Origin of the sequence: Cribrihabitans neustonicus (assembly GCF_048820895.1) — a bacterium.
GTDB lineage: Bacteria > Pseudomonadota > Alphaproteobacteria > Rhodobacterales > Rhodobacteraceae > Cribrihabitans_A > Cribrihabitans_A neustonicus.
On the sequence record NZ_JBMERQ010000011.1, the window covers coordinates 16,943 to 37,936 of the forward strand.

The following is a 20,994-nucleotide window of genomic DNA, read 5'->3' on the forward strand; positions in this document are numbered from 1 at the left end:
TCAGTCGCGGGTCAGCGCAGCGGCAATCCGTTCGGAGGCCTTGCCGTCGCCATAGGGATTCAGCGCGCGGGCCATCTCGTCATAGGCCTGCGGATCGGTCAGCAGCCGCAGCGCCTCGCTGCGGATCTTCTCCGGGTCGGTTCCGACCAGGCGCACGGTGCCTGCATCGACCGCTTCCGGGCGCTCGGTGGTGTCGCGCATGACCAGAACCGGTTTGCCGAGGCTCGGCGCCTCTTCCTGCACACCGCCGGAATCGGTGATCAGGAAATGCGACCGCCGCATCAGCCAGACAAAGGGCAGGTAATCCTGCGGCTCGATCAGATGCACCGCCGTGGCATCTCCCAGGATCCGCTTCACCGGCTCCTGCACATTGGGGTTCAAATGCACCGGGTAAACGATCTGCACATCGCTCTCTTCGCTGATCCCGCGCAGTGCCTGGCAGATATTCTCGAACCCCTGGCCGAAGTTTTCCCGCCGGTGGCCGGTCACCAGGATCATCCGCTTGCCCTCCTCCAGGAAGGGGAAACGGGCCTGCACCGCTTCGTCCAGCGCCGCATCATTGTCGAACTGGGCTACAACCTGCTGCAGCGCATCGATCACCGTATTGCCGGTGACCACGATATTCTTGTCCGCCACATTCTCGGCCAGCAGGCTCTGGCGAGCGGTTTCGGTGGGGGCGAAATGCAGGTCGGCCATCCGTCCCACCAGCATGCGGTTCATCTCTTCCGGCCAGGGCGCGTAGATATTCCCGGTGCGCAGCCCGGCTTCGACATGGCCGACGCTCACCTGGGCGTAAAATGCCGCCATGGCTGCCGCCATCGTGGTCGTGGTATCGCCATGCACGAGCAGCCGGTCGTAATGATTTTCCTTTAGAACGTCCCGCAACGCGAGGATGATTCGGGAGGTGATGTCGGTCAGGTCCTGGCCCGGCTTCATCACGTTCAGGTCGAACCGCGGGGTGATTCCGAACAGCTGCAACACCTGGTCCAACATCTCGCGGTGCTGTGCAGTCACGCACACGTCGACCTGAAGCCCTTCCGTCGCTTGCAATTTTTTCACGACGGGTGCCATCTTGATGGCCTCCGGGCGGGTGCCAAACACCATGAGTATTTTCAACTTCTGCCCCTCACTGAAACACGTTCGAATCGTGCGTCTATTATCAACCCTAGATTGAATTGCAAGCTAGCATATTTCCGCAATTACCTTGCGCAAAAACAGGCCAGGCGGATTGCGAAGCGGCCAGCCTGCCGCTAGTAGAAGGCCGGAATAACCGGCCCGGCACCGGGCTGCAGGAGAGCAGGTACAAAGGATCGGCAGCTATGACAAGGCAGTATTTCGGCACCGACGGCATCCGTGGCCGGGCCAACACAGGTCCGATGACCGCGCCCTTCATGGTTCAGCTCGCTGCCGCCGTCGGCCAGTATTTCAACGCCACCTCTCAGACCCGGCGGGTGGTGATCGGCAAGGACACCCGGCGCTCCTGCTACATGCTGGAGAACGCCCTCACCGCGGGCTTCACTGCGGCCGGCATGGACGTCTTCGCGCTCGGCCCGCTGCCGACCCCGGCCGTGGGCCTGCTGACCCGCTCGATGCGTGCGGACCTCGGCGTGATGATTTCCGCCAGCCACAACCCGCACCACGATAACGGCATTAAGTTCTTTGGCCCCGACGGCTTCAAACTGTCGGATGCCGCCGAGCAGGAGATCGAGGCCATTCTGAAAGCCGGAGCCGGCTCCACGGACACGGACCATCTCGGCCAGGTCACCCGGCTGAACGATTCCGCTGCGCGTTACGTGGAATATGCCAAGACCACCCTCTCCGGCGGCACCCGGCTGGACGGGCTGAAGATCGTGATCGATTGCGCCAACGGCGCCGCCTACAAGGCCGCGCCGGAAGTGCTCTGGGAATTGGGCGCCGAAGTGATCCCGGTCGGGGTCACCCCGAACGGCTACAACATCAACGACGGCTGCGGCTCCACCAGCCCCGGGCTCGCGGCCAGGACGGTGCTGGAGACCGGAGCCGACCTGGCCATCTGCCTGGACGGCGACGCGGACCGCATCATCATGCTGGATGAAACCGGCACGGTGGTGGACGGCGACCAGATCATGGCGCTTCTGGCCTCCAGCTGGGCCCGCAGGGGGCAGCTCAACCACAACACGCTCGTGGCCACGGTGATGTCGAACCTCGGCCTGGAGAACTATCTGGCGGACCAGGGCATCACCCTGCGCCGCACCGCAGTGGGCGACCGCTACGTGGTCGAGGAAATGCGCCAGGGCGGCTTCAACATGGGCGGCGAGCAATCCGGCCACATCGTGATCACCGACAACACCACCACCGGAGACGGGCTGCTGGCCGGCCTGCAAGTGCTGGCGCTGCTGAAGGAAACCGGCGAGCCGGCCAGCCGCCTCGCCAGCCAGTTCACCCCGGTGCCGCAGCTGCTGCAGAACGTCCGCTACGCGCCGGGGCAGAACCCGCTGGACCAGGCCGCGGTGCAGGACGCAATCCGCCGCGGCGAGGCCGAACTGAACGGCAGCGGCCGCCTGCTGATCCGCAAGTCCGGCACCGAGCCGCTGATCCGGGTGATGGGCGAAAGCCCGGACGAGGCGCTGCTGCAGCAAGTCGTCGCCAATGTGGCACAGACAGTAGCCGAGGCCGGGTGAGCCGCAGCCCGGAAGATTTCCGGTCTGGTTTGCAGGCAGCCGCGGAAGTACTGCGCTCCCGCGGCCGCCTGGCATCGGAGCTGCAGCTGCAGCGTCACGCTTACCGGTGCGCAGGCGATGCCGGCAGCCTGTGGCGGCTGCTGCACCAAGCCCAGCACGCAGGCGATCCTGACACCGCGCTCGCGCTCTACCGGGATCTCCTCGCGGTCTTGGAGCCGGAGCGAGGCGCGGCCGCTGCTGAAGCCCTCCGCATCCTGGCGCAGGAGCCGGTGGCCGCCCTGCACCTGGCGGACAGCCTCCCCGCCCCGCCCCCCGGACCGCTGAATCCCGTCCCCGGGCGGGCCGCCTACCTGCTGAACTATGCCCTGCCGCAGGTGGTCAACGGATACACCCTGCGCGGCCAGGCCATTGCCGCCGCCTTGAAAGGCCACGGGGTTGATCTGGTCTGCCTGACCCGGCCGGGCTTCCCCCTCGACCGCTCCCCGCCGCAAGCCTTCCGCCCCGCCGACCGCGTGGCCGGGGTTGAATACCTGCACGAGGCGCTGCCGGTGCTGGAGGGGTTTTCCGGGATTTCCCCCTATCTGGCCGCCGCCGCGCGGGCGCTGGAGCACCGCCTGCGCGCTCTGCGCCCGCAGGCGGTGCTTGCCGCCTCGAACTTCCAGATTGCCCTGCCCGGGCTGATCGCCGCCCGGCGTCTCGGCCTGCCGTTCTGCTACGAGGTGCGCGGCTTCTGGGAACTCACCCAGCTGTCGGCCGACCCCGGCCTCGCGGGCACCCTGTTCTACCGGTTGCAGCATGCCCTGGAATGCCGCACCGCGGCGCAGGCGGACCATGTCTTTACCCTGGGCGCCCCGATGCGGGAAGAGCTGATCCGGCGCGGCGTGGCCGCGGAGCGCATCACCCTGGCGCCCAACGGCTGCGACAGCGCGGAATTCAACCCGCAGCTGCACGGCACCGCGCTGGCGGACCGATACGGCATCCCGCCGGGGGTGCCGGTGATCGGCTACATCGGAAGCTTCGTGCAATATGAGGGGCTGGACGATCTGATCCGCGCCTGCACCCTGCTGCAGAAGCAGGGCCAGGACTTCCGCCTGCTGCTGGCGGGCAGCGGGCCGGATGAAGGGGACATCCTGCGTGCTGCCTCGGAGTCCGGGTTGGGAGACCGGCTGATCCTGCCCGGAAAGCTCCCGCATGAGGCGGTCGCCGCGCATTACGCGCTGATCGGCATCGCCACCTTCCCGCGCAAGCCGCAGCCGGTCACCGAACTGGTGCCGCCGCTGAAGCCGCTGGAGGCGATGGCGATGGAAAAGGCGGTGGTGGTTTCCTCTGTGCAGCCGCTTGCTGAAATGGTCACGGATGGCAGAACCGGCCTTGTCTTCAGGAAAGGCGATACGGAAGATCTAGCCCGCGCCTTGGCCCGGCTGACCGCCGATCCCGCGCTCGCCGCCCGCTTGGGCAAGGCAGGGCGCGCATGGGTGGCAAGGGAGCGCAGCTGGGAAAAAACCGCCGCGGTGATGGCCCGCACGCTCGGCGGCTCCGCCGAGGGGGGGACCCTGCGATGAGCGGGCTGTGCCCCGGAGCGGTTTACGGCCTGCGCGGCAAAGGCTATCCAGGGCAGGCCTCTTGCCGAACCATTTCCAAACCGGACACGGGCCGTTCTCATTGCTACAGCTTGGGCGCCTCACATCATGCACTCTGAAGAGACCCGCAACGGGCTGATCCAGGCCGCCCGGACGCTGGAGCATCTGGGACGGGCGGACTCCGCTATCGCGCTACTGCAGGCTACGGCGCAAGGCTGCCGCGACACAGCCCTTCTGCGCGCGTTGCAAAAGACCGCTGAACGCGGGCAAGACCTGCAAACGGCCCAGGCAGCCTTGCAGCAACTGGAAGACATCCTCGGCCCGCACAGCCCCGAAATGGACCGGATCCGCAGCAGCCGCCACATCTGCGTGGACTCCGGTTGGAATACCGGCACACCGCGGATTGCCGGCATCATGGATGAATTCACCGCCGCCAGCTTTGCCCCGGAGTGCGTGTATCTGCCCCTCGATCCGCACCGCAGCATCGCCCAGCTGACGCAGTTCCGCCCGGCGCTGGTATTTGTCGAATCCGCCTGGCACGGCAGTGGCGGCGCCTGGAACCGCATGATCAGCACCCCCGCGCCGCCGCTCACCGCGATGCTTGACTGGTGCCGCCAGAACGGCATTCCATCGGTGTTCTGGAACAAGGAAGACCCGGTTCACTTCCACACGTTCCTAGCGGCCGCGCGCCTGTGCGACTTTGTCTTCACTACCGACCTGGACCGGATCCCCGCCTACAAGGACGCGCTGGGGCACGAGCGGATCCACTTCCTGCCGTTTGCAGCCCAGCCCCAAATGCACAACCCGGTCGCCGCCGGGCCGCGCAAGGACGCCTTCAACTTCGCCGGTTCCTACTACCTGCGCTACCCCGAGCGCCAGCGCGACCTTGCCACCATGGTCGAAACCGCCCGCGCCCTGCGGCCGGTAGAGATCTACGACCGGCACCACGGCCAGGATCACCCGCACTACGCCTTCCCGGACACCTACCGGCCAATGATCCTGGGCGCGCTGCCGTTTTCCGCGATCAGCGCGGCCTACAAGAGCTATCGCTACGGTATTAACATCAACACCATCAAGCAGTCGCAGACCATGTTTGCCCGCAGGGTATACGAACTGATGGCCTCGAACACCGTAGTGGCGAGCAACTTCTCCCGCGGCCAAAGGATGCTGTTCGGCGATCTGACAATCTGTTCGGATCAGCCCGCCCGGCTGTCCGAAGCCTTGAATGCGCTCACTGCGGATGACACGAGATACCGCAAATTCCGGCTGCTGGGCCTGCGCAAGGTGTTGCAGGAGCACAGCTATGCCGCGCGCCTTTGCTACGTCCTCGCCAAGGTCACCGGCCGGCCCTTCGCACCAAGCCTGCCGGCCGCCGCCCTGATCGCCGCGGCCGCCACCGCAGAGGAGGCTGGCCGGCTGACTGCCGCCTTCCGGGCCCAGGCTCACCGCCGCAAGCACCTGTTCCTGCTCGCTCCCGAAAGCCACGCCGCCGACGGCAGCGATGTCTCGGTGTTCCGCGGGGCGGACAGCCTGCTGGCGGCGTTTGAAAAGCGGCGCGGCGAATTTGCCTTTGTAGGCTGTCTCGACCCGGCGGATTTCTACGGTGAGCACTATTTGACCGACCTGCTGCTCGCGCCCCGCTACAGCGATGCGGAGGGGTTCTCGAAGGGCTGCCATTTCCAGGCCACAGGCAAGGGCGCCGCCCTGCAAGACGCGAACCTGCGCTATTCCTACACCCGTTCTATGCGGCTTGCCGCCGGCCTGCTGCGCAGCCGACACCTGACCGGCAGCCTGCTGGCAGACTGTCTGCGCGACCCGACTTCGGCCACCGCCGGGGACCTGCGCATCCTCGCCATCGACGAGTTCAACTACTGCCGCAACGGTGCTGCGGATTCCGCGTCACAGGCGCTGGCCCGCGATATGGAATTGCCCGGCCAAGGCGCGCCGCTGGGCCGCTTCTATGATATTGCGGAGGCGCTGCCCGCCGCCAAACCACGGCCGCGCCCGCAAGCCGCGCCCGCCCTGACCGCTGCGGAATTCTGCGACGAAGCCATTCTGCCCGCCAACAAGCCCCTGGCCAAGCATCTGCAGGACGGGCGGCTCGTGATCACCTCGCGGCAAGACAGCATCACGCCCGCAGAAATCTGGATGGCGCGCAAATATCCGCGTGCGGCGCTCAATCTAGAGCGCAACAGCTGGTTCCGCTTCAGCCTCGAACGCAGCCTGCCGCAGGGCCAGCTGATCTGCAGATATTATGATAGCAGCGGCCGCGAAATCGGCCATTCGCTGTTCGCCAAGGGCGGGCGCCATGCCCTGGCGCTGCCGGAAGCCTGCACCCAGGTCCGCTTCGGCCTGCGGCTGTGCGGCGCCGGAACGCTGGCGCTGTCGGATCTGACCTTCGGCGATCAGGCGGAGTTTCCCCCGGTCATCGCGGGCCGCTCCGGCATCCTGGTCCTGACCAAACAATACCCCTCCAGCGGGGACCTTTACAAATACGGGTTCCTGCACAGCCGGATCCGGGGCTACCGCCGCCAGGGGCTTGAGGTTGACGTTTTCCGCCTCAACCCCAGCAGCGCGGCACCCTATGACGAGTTCGAGAACATCGACGTCGCCACAGGCGATGCCGCGCTTCTGGACGCTACCCTGCGCAGCGGCCGTTATGGGCATGTCCTGGTGCACCTTCAGGACCCGGAGATGTGGGAGGTGCTGAAGAAACATCTGCACAGGATCCGGGTAACGATCTGGATCCACGGCGCCGAGATCCAGCATTGGCGGCGGCGCGCCTTCGAATTCCCCCGCCTGTCCGCCGCCCAGGTCGAGCGGAAGAAACAGCAGGCCGGAGCATACCTTGACATGTGGCGGGAAGTCTTCTCCAGCCCGGAAGCAAATCTGCATCTCGTCTTCGTCTCGCGCTCTCTGCTGGAAGAAGCCACCGAGGATGTCGGTCGGCCAGCGCCGCAGGGCCGCCATTCGGTCATCCACAACTACATCGATGGAGAGATCTTCCGCCACGTTCCCAAGTCTGCCGAAGACCGCTTCCGCCTGCTGTCCATCCGGCCCTATGCCGGACGCAAATACGCAAACGACCTGACCGCAGCCGCCATCACCGTCCTCTCCCGCAGGCCGGGCTTCGATGCCTTCGCGATCACCATTGCCGGCGGCGGCCCGGATTTCGAGGCGGAGACCGAAGCGCTGCGGCACTTTCCCAACGTGACATTGCGCGAGGGCTTTCTGACTCATGCGGAGATCGCGGCACTGCACCGCGGCCACGGGGTCTTCCTCACCCCGACCCGCTGGGACAGCCAGGGCGTGTCCCGGGATGAAGCCATGGCCTCGGGCCTGGTCCCGGTCTCCACCCGCACCGCCGCCGTGCCCGAATTCATGGACGAAGGCTGCGGCATTCTCACCCCGCCCGAAGATGCGGCGGCGCTTGCAGAGGCCATCGAAAGCCTGTCCTCGGATCCGGATTTGTTCCTGCGCCTGTCCCAGGCCGCCGCGGCGCGGGTGCGGGCGCAATCCGGCTTTCAGAACACCATCGCACGCGAAATTGCCCTGATCAGAACCCTATGACCAGATATCCGCCGCCAACCGCTTTCCTCACCCGTCCTGCTCCTGTACCCACAGGCAAACCCGTTCGAGATTTGAGACACGACACCATGCGCAAGATTGTTACGGATTCCCCTGCTTCTGCCTCCCTGCCGGAGCCTGCCGCCCCGGCCGGCCAGACGGCCGCGTCCGCCCCAGGCGCGGCGGCGGGAGCGAACCGCGGACCCGGACAGCGGAGCGGAGACCGCCTGCACTGGATTGCCTCTCAGGTCTCGGGAGAGACCGTCCTGGACATCGGCACCGGAGATGGCGCGCTGCCGCTCCTGCTGGGCCGGGAAGGCTTTCACGCTGTCGGCCTGGACCTTGATGCCGGAGCCATCGATCATGCCAACAGCGCCCTCGCCGCGGAGCCGGAAACGGTCCGCGAGCGCGTTGAATTCCGCCACGGCAGCCTGTTTCAAGGCGGGCTCGACGCCCTTTTCGACACCATTGTCCTAAACGGCACCCTGGCCGGCGTCAGCAATGTGCCGAACGTCCTGCGCCTAGCCTTCGCCCGCCTGAAGGAGAATGGCCGCGCAGTGGTGGCCACGCCGTTCGGCGCGGCCGGCGGCAGGCGCCGCGGGGAGGCCTCCTGCCTGGGCGGCCTCGGCGCGCTGCTGCAGCCCTACGGGAAGTTGGAGGTGATGCGGATCGAAGAAGGCGACATTCTGGCAGTCCTTACCAAGACGGCCGGCGGCGCGGAGCCCGCCCCCCTGCCCGCCCCGCAGATGCTGGCCGAAACCGAAGCGGCCGCCCTGCGGCTGCAAGCCGAACTGCAGGCCAGCCGGGATCGGCTCCGCCAAGCCCGGCAGGAGCAGGAGGCGGAACTGGCCGCTGCCCGCCAGGCCGCTGTGCACGGCGAACAGGCGCAGGCCCTGCTGGAGCGCGAGCTCGCCACCTGGCAGGCGGAGGCCCAGGCATCCGGGGACAAGCTGCGGGGCCTGCAAACCGAGGTGCGCAAACTGAGCGCCCAGCTGCAATCCGCGCGGGAAGAGGCCGGCGAGGCCCGCGACGCGCTGATTCGCCTGCAAGTGGAATACGGCTCCGGCCAAGACAGCGCGGCGGAGATCCGGGCCGCCCTCGAGGCCCAGCTGCAAGACGCCCGCGGCAAGGAACAGGCGGCCGTAGCCGCCCGGCAGGCCAGCGAGGATCAGAGCACGGCCCGGCTGGCGGAAGCCAAGGCGCAGATTGCGGCGCTGCAGGCGGAGATCCGGGACCTTAAGGCGCAGCACGTCCGGCAGCAGGAATCCTGGGGCATCCGGGAAGCCGGGCTGCAAGATACCCTCGGCACGGCGCAGGCCGAAACGGAAGCCGCCGCTGCCCGGCTGGCCGAGGCCGAAGCGCAGATCGCGGCGCTGCAAGCGGACAACCGGAACCTGGAGGCGCAGCTCGCCCGGCACCAAGAGACCCCGGCCGCGCACTCCGAACCGCAGCCTGCCACGGTCCAGGCGGACAGCGCTGGCTGGCGCCGCGTCCTGGACGCCCTGCCCGCGGACCTGGAGGCGGAAGCCGCCGCAGCCGCCAGCCTATGCCTGCAGGTGTCCGGCGCCGCCGCCGCGGCCGATCCGGCTGCGGCCTGCCTGTTCAGCTCCGTCGCGCAACGCCTGGCCCCGGGCCCGCGCACGGACCGGATGCATGGCTTCCGCCTGCTGCAGGCCGGCCTGCGCACGCAGGCCGAGGCCCTGCTTGCCCCCTTGGCGGAGACCGGCTACCCTGGGGTCTCATCCGGGGAGCAGCGCAGGATCGAGGCACTGCTGAACGGCACCGGAAGCCCGGACGCGGAACCGCAGCTGCGGGTTGCCGCGATCATGGACGATTTCACCTACACGTCTTATGCGCCGGAATGCGACCTCCTGCAGCTCACCCCGGAAGACTGGCAGCAGGAACTGCGGGACTTTCGCCCGCAGATGCTGTTCATCGAATCCGCCTGGCGCGGCAAGGATGAAAAATGGGGGCCGAAGGTCGGCCATCTCAGCCCCGAGGTGCGCGGCATCGTGGCCTGGTGCAAGGAACACCAGATCCCGACAGTGTTCTGGAACAAGGAAGACCCGGTTCATTTCGAAACCTTCCTGACCACGGCGGCGCAATTCGACATCGTCTGCACCACCGACCTGGACCGCGTCGGCGCCTACAAGGCGCGGCTCGGCCATGACCGGGTCTACTTCCTGCCGTTTGCCTGCCAGCCAAAGATCCACAACCCGATCGAAACCTGGGAGCGCCAGGACGCCTTCTGCTTCGCCGGCGCCTACTACGTGCGCTATCCGGAGCGGACCCGGGACCTGGAGAGCTTCGTGGACACGCTGCCGAAGTTCCGCCCGCTCGAGATCTACGACCGCAATTTCGGCAAGGACCACCCCGACTACATGTTCCCGGACGCCTACAAGCCGTTCATCGTCGGCACGCTGCCGCCGGAACAGATCGACCGGGCCTACAAGGGGTACCGTTTCGGCATCAACCTGAACTCGGTCAAGAATTCGCAAACCATGTTTGCCCGCCGGGTCTATGAACTGCTGGGCTCGAACACCGCCACGGTCTCCAATTACTCCCGCGGGCTGCGGCACATGTTCGGGGATCTGGTGATCTCCAGCGACAACGGCCAGGACATCCTGGAGCGGCTGCAAAGCGCCGATCCGGACAAGCTGCGCCTAGCCGGGCTGCGCAAGGTCATGAGCGAGCACACCTATGGCGTGCGGCTGAACTATGTCGCCCGCAAGGCCGGGCTGGCACAAGATCCCTGCCGGCTGCCGCCGGTCACCGTGGTGGCCGAGGCCCGGACCGAGACCGAAGCCCTGTCCCTCACCGCGCACTTCCGCCGCCAGGAGGGGGTGGACGCCGCCCTGCTGCTGGTTCTGGACAGCAGCCTCGCCTATCTCGCCGCCGCGCTGGAGGATCATAACATCCGCACCGTCCCCGCAGCGGAGGCGGGCGCGCTGCCGCTGCAGGACGCCAGTGCCGCGGGCGCCTGGGCGGCCTGCATGACGGCGGCGGACTACTACGGGCCGAATTACCTGCGTGATCTCCTGCTGGCGGCGCGCTACAGCCAGGCCGCGGTGTTCTGCAAGGCGGCGCACTACCGGTATGAGGACGGCCAGGTCCTTCTCGCCGGAGACGGCCAGGCCTACCGCCCGGCGGAGGCCGCAGCGCTGCGCCGCGCCCTCCTGGCGCCGCATCTGCTGCAGGGGCAGAGCCTGGCGCAGCTGCTTGACAGCCTACCCGGCGCCAGCATACCGGCGGAAGGTGTGCAAATCCTAGCCATCGACCCCTACAACTACTGTCAGGACGGCAGCCTGCCCGACGGCAGCCCCTACCCCGGCGTGGCCTCCGCCGTGGATGACCTGGCGGGGCTGGACTGCGGCTATCCGCTGGCCGACCTGGAACAGCGGGCCGAAACCTGCCGGCCGGCTGTGGCTGCCGCCACCACCGCCCCCGGCATCGCCGCCGCGGAGCTTATGGAAACCGTCCGCGCCCCGGCGGACGGCAGCGTCGCGTGGGAAGAGGAGACCGGCGGACTCCTGCTGACCTCGAACCTTCCGGACGGCAAGCATGTCTATCTCTACCAGCCCGGAGAGCATGCCGTGACGGACGTGAGCCGGAACGGCCAGCTGCGGCTGCATCTGGAAGCGAACCCGGGGCTGAATCTGCAATGTGCCGCTCTGTTCCTGGATAAGGACAAACAGCGGCTGGGCCATGTCATGGCTCCGATGAACAAGAACACCCGGGCAGACCTGCCGGAGGGCACCGCCTGGGTGCGCTTCGGCCTGCGGATCTATTCGGGCGGCCAGGCCGTGGTCAAACGCCTGCTGCTGGACGAACGCGCGCCGCAGCCGGTTCCGGTCCTCAGCAAGGCCCGCCATCTGGTGCTGACCAACCACTACCCCTCCTGGGAAGACATCTACCGCAATGGCTTCGTGCACAGCCGGGTCAAAGCTTACCGCGAGCAAGGCGAGGCTGTGGACGTCTTCCGCCTGCGCCCCGGCCGGGACTTGGCCTTCCACGAATTCGAGGGCGTCGACTGCATGACCGGCAGCCGCCAGCAGCTCAACGCGATGCTGCCGCAGGGGCTTTATGACACGGTGCTGGTGCATTTCCTGGACGAGGACATGTGGCAGGTGCTGGAGCCGCATGTGCGCCGGGGCTTGCGCGTCGTCGTCTGGCTGCACGGTTCCGAGGTGCAGCCCTGGCACCGGCGCGCCTTCAACTACCAGACCAAAGCCGAACTGGAAGCCGCAAAAGCCGCCAGCAGCAAGCGGCTGGATTTCTGGCGCCGCGTGCTGGCGGATATCCCGCCAAGCCTGCACCTGGTGTTCGTGTCGCAATATCTGCGCAACGCCGTGGAGGAGGATCTCCAGCTCCGGCTGCCTGCGGCCAGCACCTCGATCGTTCACAATCCGATCAAGTGCGATCTCTTCAGCTATAACGGCAAGGACGCGGAGCAGCGCTGCAAGATCCTGTCCATCCGCCCGTTTGCCTCGCGAACCTATGCCAACGATCTGACCGTCCGGGCAATCCTGACTCTTAAGGATAAGCCCTTCTTCAACAATCTGGAGTTCCGCCTGGTCGGCCGCGGGCCCTTGTTCGAGGAAACCGTGGCCCCTGTCCGGGATTTCAAGAACGTGATTCTAGAACAGGCTTTCCTGACACAGCCTGAAATCGCTAGGCTCCACAAAGATTATGGCATCTTCCTGTGCCCGTCCCGCATGGACAGCCAAGGCGTGTCGCGGGACGAAGCGATGGCCTCGGGGCTGGTGCCGGTAACCACGGATGTCGCCGCGATCCCGGAATTCGTGGACGAGAGCTGCGGCTTCCTCGCCCCGCCGGAAGATGCCGCCGGCCTCGCCGCAGCAATCGAAACGCTGTATCACGACCCCGCCCGCTTTCAGCAAATGTCTGGCGCAGCCGCAGCCCGCGTGCGCCGCCAGTCCGGCGGGGATCTCATCGTTGAACAAGAACTGCGCCTGTTTGCCACACGCCAAGACCAAGAGGAAACACCAGGCCATGATGCCGGACTTGCAGCCCGCTGACGCCCGCCCCTCCGCTCAACAGGACCCTCAGGAGCTGCCGGAATGCCTTCTGGGCCGGCAGATCCTGGAGTACCGGCACTACAGTCTCAAGGACGCCGGGGAGCACTATTCCCGGGAGATGCTCTCAGGGGATGGCGACATCACCTTGGAGGACGGCCATGCCACCGCCCGCTATTCCGGGGAGCTCGGCAGCTACCAGCTGCGGCTGAGCCTGCCGGAGGCGGTCCTGGCCAATGGCGTCGCGGCGCGGATCCGGCTGCGCGGCTGGCAGCAGATCAGCTACATCGCCATCGGCTACACCGGGGCCGACGGCTTTGAGCACGTCAAAGCCAGCAACCCGGCGCAGGACCAATGGTTCGACTTCTCCGCGGGCCACGGCGATCTCGCCTGGGGCTGGCAGCACGGGTGGGATCATCCCGAGGACGCCCATGCCCCCGATATCCGGCTCTACATCAAGGGCACGCCGGGAGAGGGCGCGCATCTGCATGTAGCGGACATGCTGTTGTGGCGGGAAGCGCCGCTGGACGGGGAGGCACTGGCCGGCCAGGACCTGCCCCTGCCGCCGCGGGTCCTGCACGCCATCCGCGCCTATGAGCTCAAGTGCTTCCGCAGCTACCAGAGTCAGGCCCGGGCCTTCATGGAAGACGGAAAATGCCCGCTCTACGGAGATGTGCTTCTGGACTGGCCCGCGGACGCGGTGCTGCCGCCCGCCCTGCCGGAGACCGGCACCTACCAGTTTTCCTGGCACGCCCTGCACCCGGCGGTGATGCTGATGCTCTATGCCCAGGACACCGGCGAGACCGGCCCGCTGTTTGCCGCCCGCGACTTTGTTATGAGCTGGCTGGAGCGCAGTAAGGAAACGGCCGAAGCTAACCCCATGTACACCTGGAGCGATCATGGGGCCGCTGAACGCTGCCTGGCCATGCTGCAGCTTTTTGGCCTTGGCCAAGCGCATGGCTTTGATACGCGCTGTAAGGACCGGCTGCGGCACGCGATCTTCCGCCACGCCCGGCTTCTGGCCTCGGAAGTCTTCTATGCATGGAACCAGCGCACACGCTACCACAGTCACGCATGGCTCCAGGATCTCGCGCTATTGGCCACAGCTCTATCCTTTCCTCACTGGGAGTGCGCCCGCATTTGGGCCCAAACGGCCTCAGCGCGGTTAGACGACCAGTTCAGCAAATTGGAGGAACACGGCGGTAAGTTTCCAGCTTTCGAGTTGGATTCAATCGGATATCAGCGGGAAACGCCGTCCTTGATCGAATTTGCAGGAGCTCTTTCCGCATTGAAAGAGACGTTTGGCCCTGTTACGGCCTATGCAGCGGAACTCCTGAGATCTCCTTTCATTTTCCGCAAGCCCAGCATCATTCCCCCCTCCGCCAAAGTGGATACGTCCCAATTATCCGATGACGGAATGCCATTCATGCCGAATGCGGAAACCGAGTATCTCACAGAAATGTACAAGCAGGCAGAGACAATCCTGGAATATGGGTCGGGGGGCACCACAAGAATTGCCGCCAGCCTGCCCGGAAAATACACCATCAGCGTCGAGAGCGACAAGAAGTGGGCCGCCTCCCTCCAGCATGAGATTAATGCCTCAAAACCGGCATCACGGGTAATAGTCTACCATGCCGACATAGGCCCAACCGGCCCCTGGGGGAGGCCCCTAGAAACTCGAAGCTGGCGTAAATTCTTCCGGTATCCCTTGGATGTCTGGGAGGAACCTTTTTTCCGCCATCCCGACACGGTGCTGATCGACGGGCGGTTGCGGAATGCCTGCATGGCCATGGTTCTGTTGCGCTGCACCCAGCCGGTCACCGTGCTGTTTGATGACTACTGCGTACGTCCGCTGTATCAGGAAATTGAGCGGATTATTAGTCCTACCAAACTTGTGGGGCGTATGGCCCGGTTCGATGTCGAGCCCAACATGACCTCCAAGAAGGAACTATCTTTTTTAATCAAGCAATTCGCCGGGGGGACATTCCACGATGGACAGGCGGAAGCCCTCTATAAGGGGCCACCGCCATGGTGACGCCGCAACTCAGGGAACGCTAGCGCCCCTCACTGCCGGCGCTCGGTTCAATCTGGCTGATTACTCTTGCAAAAGCTCCCGCAACCTTGCAACGCTTTCTCCTTTGTTCCTAGGAGAGTGCCCGCTAGCAGTTTCGGGAAGATCGTAAATTTCCACATTCAAGCCCTGGTAACCGAAAGCATTCATTTCCGCCTGAAATGGCTTCATCTGCGTTTCTATATGATCATAATCCCGGCTGCTCTGATGGTAGAGAATTCGCTCTGGCATTGCCCCGATTTTCTTGAACCAGTCAGAGACTCGCAACCTGTCAGGATAAGCGTCAGGGCTTAATCCATGATCACGGTAGCACCGGGCGAACAAAGCCTCTCGATGACGGGTCCAAGGATAAGAAAACATGTCGGTTTGCGGAATTTCAACCATACACGGCGCTTTATCAAGTGCCGCTGTCATCAAGGCCCAGAACCCTCCCGCGGATGAACCGTAATAAACCGATCGCGCACGCCTGTTAATATTCACCTTAATGGCATTAACCACCCGATAAATTGCGCGAATTCCAAAATCACCCGGAACACCCTGCGACCACCCACCCAAAAGATCTTTGTATAGGTAAAGAGTAGGATCGTTAAAGGTCACGAATGAAGAGGTGAAACTTTCCTCCCAAGTCAGCCGGTGAAACAATGGAAGGTTTTCGCGGCCGGCTGCTGTAATTGCGCTCTGACCGCACCACAAAATTGACTTCGAAAACGGGCGTGCCACGATGTAGGCATCGACCTTCATTCCTCCAATAAGAAACGAATAGACGCCCTTCCTGGACAAATCAAGAATGAGGCTTTCTTCATCTCCATGCCCTAACTCATACGTGGCAATATTCTGAGCTTTCACTGCCTCGCTCCTTTTTTATTCCAACGAGGACCAATAGGACTTCAGTGGGTTTCCGTTTTTTCATGCTCTATCATTCCCCCTACTCCACCGTCACCGATTTTGCGAGGTTGCGGGGCTGGTCCACGTCGGTACCCTTCTCGAGCGCGGTGTGATAGGCGAGAAGCTGCAGGGGCACCGCGTAAGGGATCGCGGCAAAGGGCCCCGGCACCGGCGCCATGCGGACCGGCTGCCAGATGCTCTCCCCACCATCTTCCAGCCCCCTGGCATCGCTCACCATCACGATCTTGCCGCCGCGCGCCATCACCTCCTGCATATTCGACACAGACTTGCCGAACAGCCCGTCATGCGGCGCCAGCACCACCACCGGCATCTCCTCGTCGATCAGCGCGATAGGGCCGTGCTTCAGCTCGCCGCTGGCATAGCCCTCGGCGTGGATGTAGCTGATCTCCTTCAGCTTCAGCGCACCCTCCAGCGCCAGCGGATACAGCGCGCCGCGGCCCAGGAACAGCGCATGGCTGAAGCGGGCCAGCTGCGACGCCACACCGCGCACCTCCCGCTCGCAGGCCAGGGCTTCGGCGACCTGGCCGGGCACCTGGCGCAGCTGCGCCGCATGCTCCTGCAACAGCCCCGCCGGCAGTGCCCCGGTCTGGCGCGCGGCTTCCAGCGCCAGCGCCGCCAGCACCGCCAGCTGGCAGGTGAAGGCCTTAGTTGAGGCAACCCCGATCTCGGGCCCCGCCAGGATCGGCAGCGCCAAGCCGCTTTCCCGCGCGATCGAGCTTTCCGGCACGTTCACCACCGACAGGATCATGCCCGCCTTGCCCGCGCAGTAGCGCAGCGCCGCCAGAGTGTCCGCGGTCTCCCCCGACTGCGACACGAACAGCGCCAGGGTGCGTTCCGAGACCGGCGGCTCGCGGTAGCGGAACTCCGAGGCGATATCGACCTCGACCGGCAAGCGGGCGATCTGCTCGAACCAGTACTTGGCGGTCAGACAAGCCAGAGAGGCGGTGCCGCAGGCCACCATCACTACACGGTCGAAGCGGGTGAAGTCGATCTGCTCCAGGGCCCGCTGGCCAGCGCCGCCGTCGAGATAATAGTCGAGCGCGGCGCCCAGAACCGCGGGCTGCTCGGAAATTTCCTTGGCCATGAAATGGCGGTGGCCATCCTTGCCCACGGCGGCCACCGACTGGGCGACCGCGCTGCGGGGGCGCTCCACCGGGCTGCCTCCGGCATCCTCGATGGCGCAGCCCGCCCGGGTTACCACCGCCATGTCGCCCTCTTCCAGATAGGTGATCTCAGCGGTCATCGGCGCCAGTGCCAAAGCGTCCGAGCCAACGAACATTTCCCCTTCGCCCCAGCCGATGGCCAGCGGGCTGCCCTGCCGGGCGGCTACGATCAGGTCCTCCTCACCCTCGAACAGGAAGCACAGCGCATAGGCGCCTTCCAGCCGGGCAATGGTCTTGCGGGCGGCCGCCACCGGCGCCAGCCCCTGATGCAGGTAATAGTCGCACAGCATCGCGAGCGTTTCGGTGTCGGTCTCGGTTTCTGCCTCGAGGCCCTGCTCCGCCAGGAAGGCGCGCAGCGCACGGTAGTTTTCGATGATGCCGTTGTGCACCACCGCCACCCGCTCGCGGGCATGCGGGTGGGCATTCTGCAGGGAGGGGGCGCCATGGGTGGCCCAGCGGGTATGGCCGATGCCCGCGGTGCCCGCCAGCGGCTCATGCACCAAAAGGTCGCTCAGGTTGACCAGCTTGCCCACCGCCCGGCGGCGGCCGAGGCGCCCCTCGTTCACGGTGGCGATGCCCGCACTGTCATAGCCGCGGTATTCCAGCCGCTTCAGTCCTTCAATCAGAACCGGGGCCGCCTGGTGGCGTCCCAAAACCCCAACAATTCCGCACATGCTCTCATCCCTCTGCAATGGTCCGGGCGCTTATCCGGCCGCGGTTCTGTGCCTTGGATGCCCTCCGGTCTCCGCCTGCCCCCGTCCGCCCGAGCCTGCACTGCGTGCTCCGGCGCGGGCAGGCCTGCAATGGGGGAGACGTTTAACATGCATGCACTCCCAGGAGGCCGCGGCCAGCGGCCAGGGCAGCTTCTGCAATGGGCATGCCGGCTCCGTTTCAAACATCCTTCCGTTTCACCGGGATTAACGGTTCGTGGCCGGAAAGCCAAGAAAGCTGTACTGCCGTTCCGGAATACACGCAAAAAGCGGCTTCCCCCTTGCCCCCTCCCTGCCGGCCCCATAAACAACAGGCACCCTCCAGATAACGCATATACAGGCCCGCCAATGAAACCCGCCGATCATTCTGAACCGCAGCAGGACGCTGCGCACAGCCTGACCGCCTCCCGTGCGGGCAGCGTCCAGCAGCCGGGCACGGATATCCTCACGCCCCTGGCCAGCCGCTCCCTGTTCTGGCGCGCGCGCTATCTCGAAGCCTCGCCCGCCCTGTGCCACATTCCGCTGCTGTTCTGGCTTACCGAAACCGTCCGGCCGCGCATTGCGGTCACCCTGGGGGCAGCAGATGCGGTGCCGCATTTCGCGCTCTGCCAGGCGGTGGACAAGCTCGGGCTGGACAGCCTGTGCATCGGCGTGGACGACAGGCCGCTCAACCCGGATGCGGCCCAGTTCAACCAGCGGAACTACGCGGACTTTTCACAATTTTGCCGAGCATCGGAAGAGGCGCCGGAAGACTGTCTCCCGGCCGGCAGCAAAGCCGATATGGTAATCGTCGCCCGGCCCGCCTCTAAGGCCATGATCACGGCTCTGAGCACCGCTTGGCTGCCCCGGATGGCGGAGGAGGGCATCCTGCTGTTCCTGCAAGAGCCGGAGGCGGAGGCCGCGAAGGCTTTCCACACTGCCTTCGCGGCCGACGAGCAAACGTTCACGCTCTGGCAGCATGGAGGTGTCAGTCTAGTCCTGCGCGGCGGCGATCATTCCGAACGGCTGCAGAGACTGGTGCGGCTCAAGCCCGGGCGCCCCGGATTCGTAGCTGCCAGCACCGTGTTCCGGCGCTTGGGGGAACTGCACAGCAAGAGCATCGAGCTGGAGCAGGCGGACGCCGGGCTGACCCAGGCGCGCCAAAGCGCCGCCCTCAGCGCTGCCGAACTGCAAAAGGCCCAAGCCGAACTGAAGACCCGGGCCGGACAGGAGGAGGCGCTTCCCAAACTGCGCAGGGAGCTCGCGCACGCCCGGCAGCAGAACAGCCTGCTGCAGGAAGAGCTGGAGCGGATCAGAACACGCCTTCCGACCTTGGAGGAAGAAGTACCAAGCCTGCGCAAACTGCTTTCGGAGCAGGAAGAAGCCCTGGCCGAACGCTACAGCGACATCGCAGCTCTGGGCCTTGAAATTCAGGAAAACACAAAGGAAATAGCCGCGCTGCGCGCGGAGCGCGATGCCAGCCGGCAGGAGGCCGCGGCGCTGAAAGAACAGCTGAAGGAGCTCGCGGCCTTGAAGGAGCAGCTTACCGCCGCCCAAGAGCAGCGCGACGCCTTTGCGGAACGGGTGCGGGCGCTGGAGCACAGCACCTCCTGGAAAGTGACCGCGCCGCTGCGCAAAGCCGTCTTGACGCTCAAACGCGCCTGAGCCCCTGACTGGGTGATCCTGACCGGCAGCCCCACCGCAGCCGCTTCCAGGGGCCAAAAGCCATCCCTCGGCGCTTACGGCACGGCGGCTTGCGCCAGCGCCTGCAGCCTGTCCCCCATGACGCCGGCAATACTGGACCAGCCATAATCCGCCCGCGCCCGCGCCTGGGCCGCCCGGCCCAGGCGGGCGCGCAGCTCCGGATCCTGCAGCAGGCGGGCGAGCTGACGCTGCAGGTCTGCGCTGTCTCCCTTGGCAAAGATCAGCCCGCTTTCGCCGTCCTGCAAAAGTCCCTGCATCCCGCCCACGGACGACAGCACGATCGCCTTGCCCGCCGCCATCGCCTCCACCGGTTTCAGCGGCGCCACCATTTCGGTGACCAGGAGCGGGCGGCGGGGGAAGACGCAGATGTCGAACAGATCCAGCCAGTCCGGCACCTGTTCCGGGGGCACCCGGCCCGGCATCATCAGCCAATCCCCCAGCCCCCGTTCCGCCGCCTCGCGGCGCAGCGCCTGTGTCACCGGCATGCCGCGCAGCCCGGTGCCATGCTCATCCCCCACCAGCAGCAGCCGGAACCGGTGCCCCGCCGCCTTCAGCGCCGCCGCCGCGGCCACCAGATCCTCCAGCCCTTCATAGGCCGGGAAGCTCCCGGCATAGCCGATCACCGGCACCCCGTCCGGCAGCCCCAGTTCCGCCGCCAGCCCGCGGCCGCGCCCCTGCGGGCCAAAGCTCTCCGCGGTGCAGCCGTTCGGCAGAAAAGTGATCCGCTCTGCCGCCACCCCGCGGCGCTCCAGAGCCCCGCGCATCGGCTGCGATAGAGTAAAGACATGATCCGCCTGCCGCGCCACCTGGGTTTCCAGCCAGCGCTCATAGCGGTATTGCGGCGTGCCCAGAAAGCCCGGCTCCCGGGCGGCCCGGCTCAGCTCCCAGAAGCCGCGCATGTCATAGACAAGGGGCAGCCCGAGACGCCGGGCCGCGATCAGCGCGGGCAGCGCACAGGCGTGGTTGGAGGCCGCCATCACAACCGCCGGGCGCAGGTCCAGGAAGCGCGCCATCAGCGCCTCGGCACTGCCGCGCACATAGGCCGGGTAATTCTGCCAGCTGCCAAACTGCGGCTCCGGGCTGCGCAGATAGGGCACCCCGGAGATCTCTTCGCTGCGCATGGCGGCCAGCGGCAGTTCCTCCAGCAGCGCCGCCGGATCTTCGTCCCAGGGAAAGCCAGGCCGGGTCAGGCAATAGAGATCCGCGCCCGCGCAGCGCAGCGCCTGCGCCAGCCGCTGCGAGCGCACCGCATAGCCCGTGGAGAGCCAGGGCAAACTGCTGTAGAGCACATTGGCCACCCGCCCAGGCACCGGCGCCCAGCCCCGGGGCGGCACCGGCTGCGGCATCCGGGCCAGCGCAAACATCCGCTCCGCCCGCTGCTGCAGCGCCTTCCGCTCCGGCCCCGGCGGCAGCCGGGCCAGCGCCGCTTCGGCGCAGTCCGGCTCGGCCAGGTCCAGCGCCGCCGCCGCCAGGGTCTGGAGGCTGTTCTCTGCCTGCGCCTGCGCGAGCGCCCGGCGCAACACCCCACCGGCCTCATATTCGGGCTGCCGGGACGCCAGCCGCCCTGCCGCCGTCACATAGCCTTGCACCGCCCCCCCGTCTTCCTGCATTGGTCTCT

The 20,994-nt window shown here is 66.0% G+C and carries 10 protein-coding genes; 6 read left to right on the top strand and 4 right to left on the bottom strand.

All coding sequences use genetic code 11. From position 1 onward, the window contains the following. Positions 1-1,104, bottom strand: coding sequence for a non-hydrolyzing UDP-N-acetylglucosamine 2-epimerase (wecB, locus tag ACOHWE_RS17055; protein ID WP_420667931.1), 1,104 nt, complete (start codon positions 1,102-1,104; stop codon positions 1-3). Between the two features lie 215 nt (positions 1,105-1,319). On the opposite strand from wecB, the gene glmM reads away from it, so the two are divergent. The 5 genes from glmM to ACOHWE_RS17080 all read left to right on the top strand — a co-directional run bounded on the left by glmM (position 1,320) and on the right by ACOHWE_RS17080 (position 14,878). Continuing rightward, positions 1,320-2,660, top strand: a complete 1,341-nt coding sequence (gene glmM / locus ACOHWE_RS17060) for a phosphoglucosamine mutase (protein WP_420667932.1) — start codon at positions 1,320-1,322, stop codon at positions 2,658-2,660. A gap of 29 nt (positions 2,661-2,689) precedes the next feature. Next, entirely contained in the window at positions 2,690-4,222 is a 1,533-nt protein-coding gene (locus ACOHWE_RS17065; RefSeq protein WP_420667934.1) for a glycosyltransferase family 4 protein, read from the top strand. 126 nt (positions 4,223-4,348) lie between these two features. Beyond that, positions 4,349-7,810, top strand: coding sequence for a glycosyltransferase family protein (locus ACOHWE_RS17070; RefSeq protein WP_420667935.1), 3,462 nt, complete (start codon positions 4,349-4,351; stop codon positions 7,808-7,810). An 86-nt stretch (positions 7,811-7,896) separates the two neighbouring features. Next, positions 7,897-12,846 (top strand): glycosyltransferase, encoded by a 4,950-nt coding sequence (locus tag ACOHWE_RS17075; RefSeq protein WP_420667936.1) that lies wholly within the window; start codon positions 7,897-7,899, stop codon positions 12,844-12,846. Then, entirely contained in the window at positions 12,821-14,878 is a 2,058-nt protein-coding gene (locus ACOHWE_RS17080; protein WP_420667937.1) for a hypothetical protein, read from the top strand. The genes ACOHWE_RS17075 and ACOHWE_RS17080 overlap by 26 nt, the downstream gene beginning before the upstream one ends. Positions 14,879-14,938: 60 nt before the next feature. Here ACOHWE_RS17080 and ACOHWE_RS17085 read toward each other — a convergent pair whose 3' ends face one another. Further along, the gene (locus tag ACOHWE_RS17085; RefSeq protein ID WP_420667938.1) at positions 14,939-15,760 is read right to left on the bottom strand and encodes a hypothetical protein; all 822 of its coding nucleotides are present in this window, start codon (positions 15,758-15,760) and stop codon (positions 14,939-14,941) included. Between the two features lie 79 nt (positions 15,761-15,839). After that, positions 15,840-17,657: a glutamine--fructose-6-phosphate transaminase (isomerizing) gene (gene glmS, locus ACOHWE_RS17090; protein ID WP_420667939.1), complete on the bottom strand. Its 1,818-nt coding sequence runs from the start codon at positions 17,655-17,657 to the stop codon at positions 15,840-15,842. Between the two features lie 384 nt (positions 17,658-18,041). Between glmS and ACOHWE_RS17095 the strand changes: the two genes are divergently transcribed. Further along, complete coding sequence (locus tag ACOHWE_RS17095; RefSeq protein WP_420667940.1) at positions 18,042-19,337, top strand: hypothetical protein; 1,296 nt, start codon at positions 18,042-18,044, stop codon at positions 19,335-19,337. Positions 19,338-19,411: 74 nt separating this feature from the next. On the opposite strand, the gene ACOHWE_RS17100 is transcribed toward ACOHWE_RS17095, so the two are convergent. Then, positions 19,412-20,986, bottom strand: a complete 1,575-nt coding sequence (locus ACOHWE_RS17100) for a glycosyltransferase family 4 protein (RefSeq protein ID WP_420667941.1) — start codon at positions 20,984-20,986, stop codon at positions 19,412-19,414. Between the last annotated feature and the right edge of the window lie 8 nt (positions 20,987-20,994).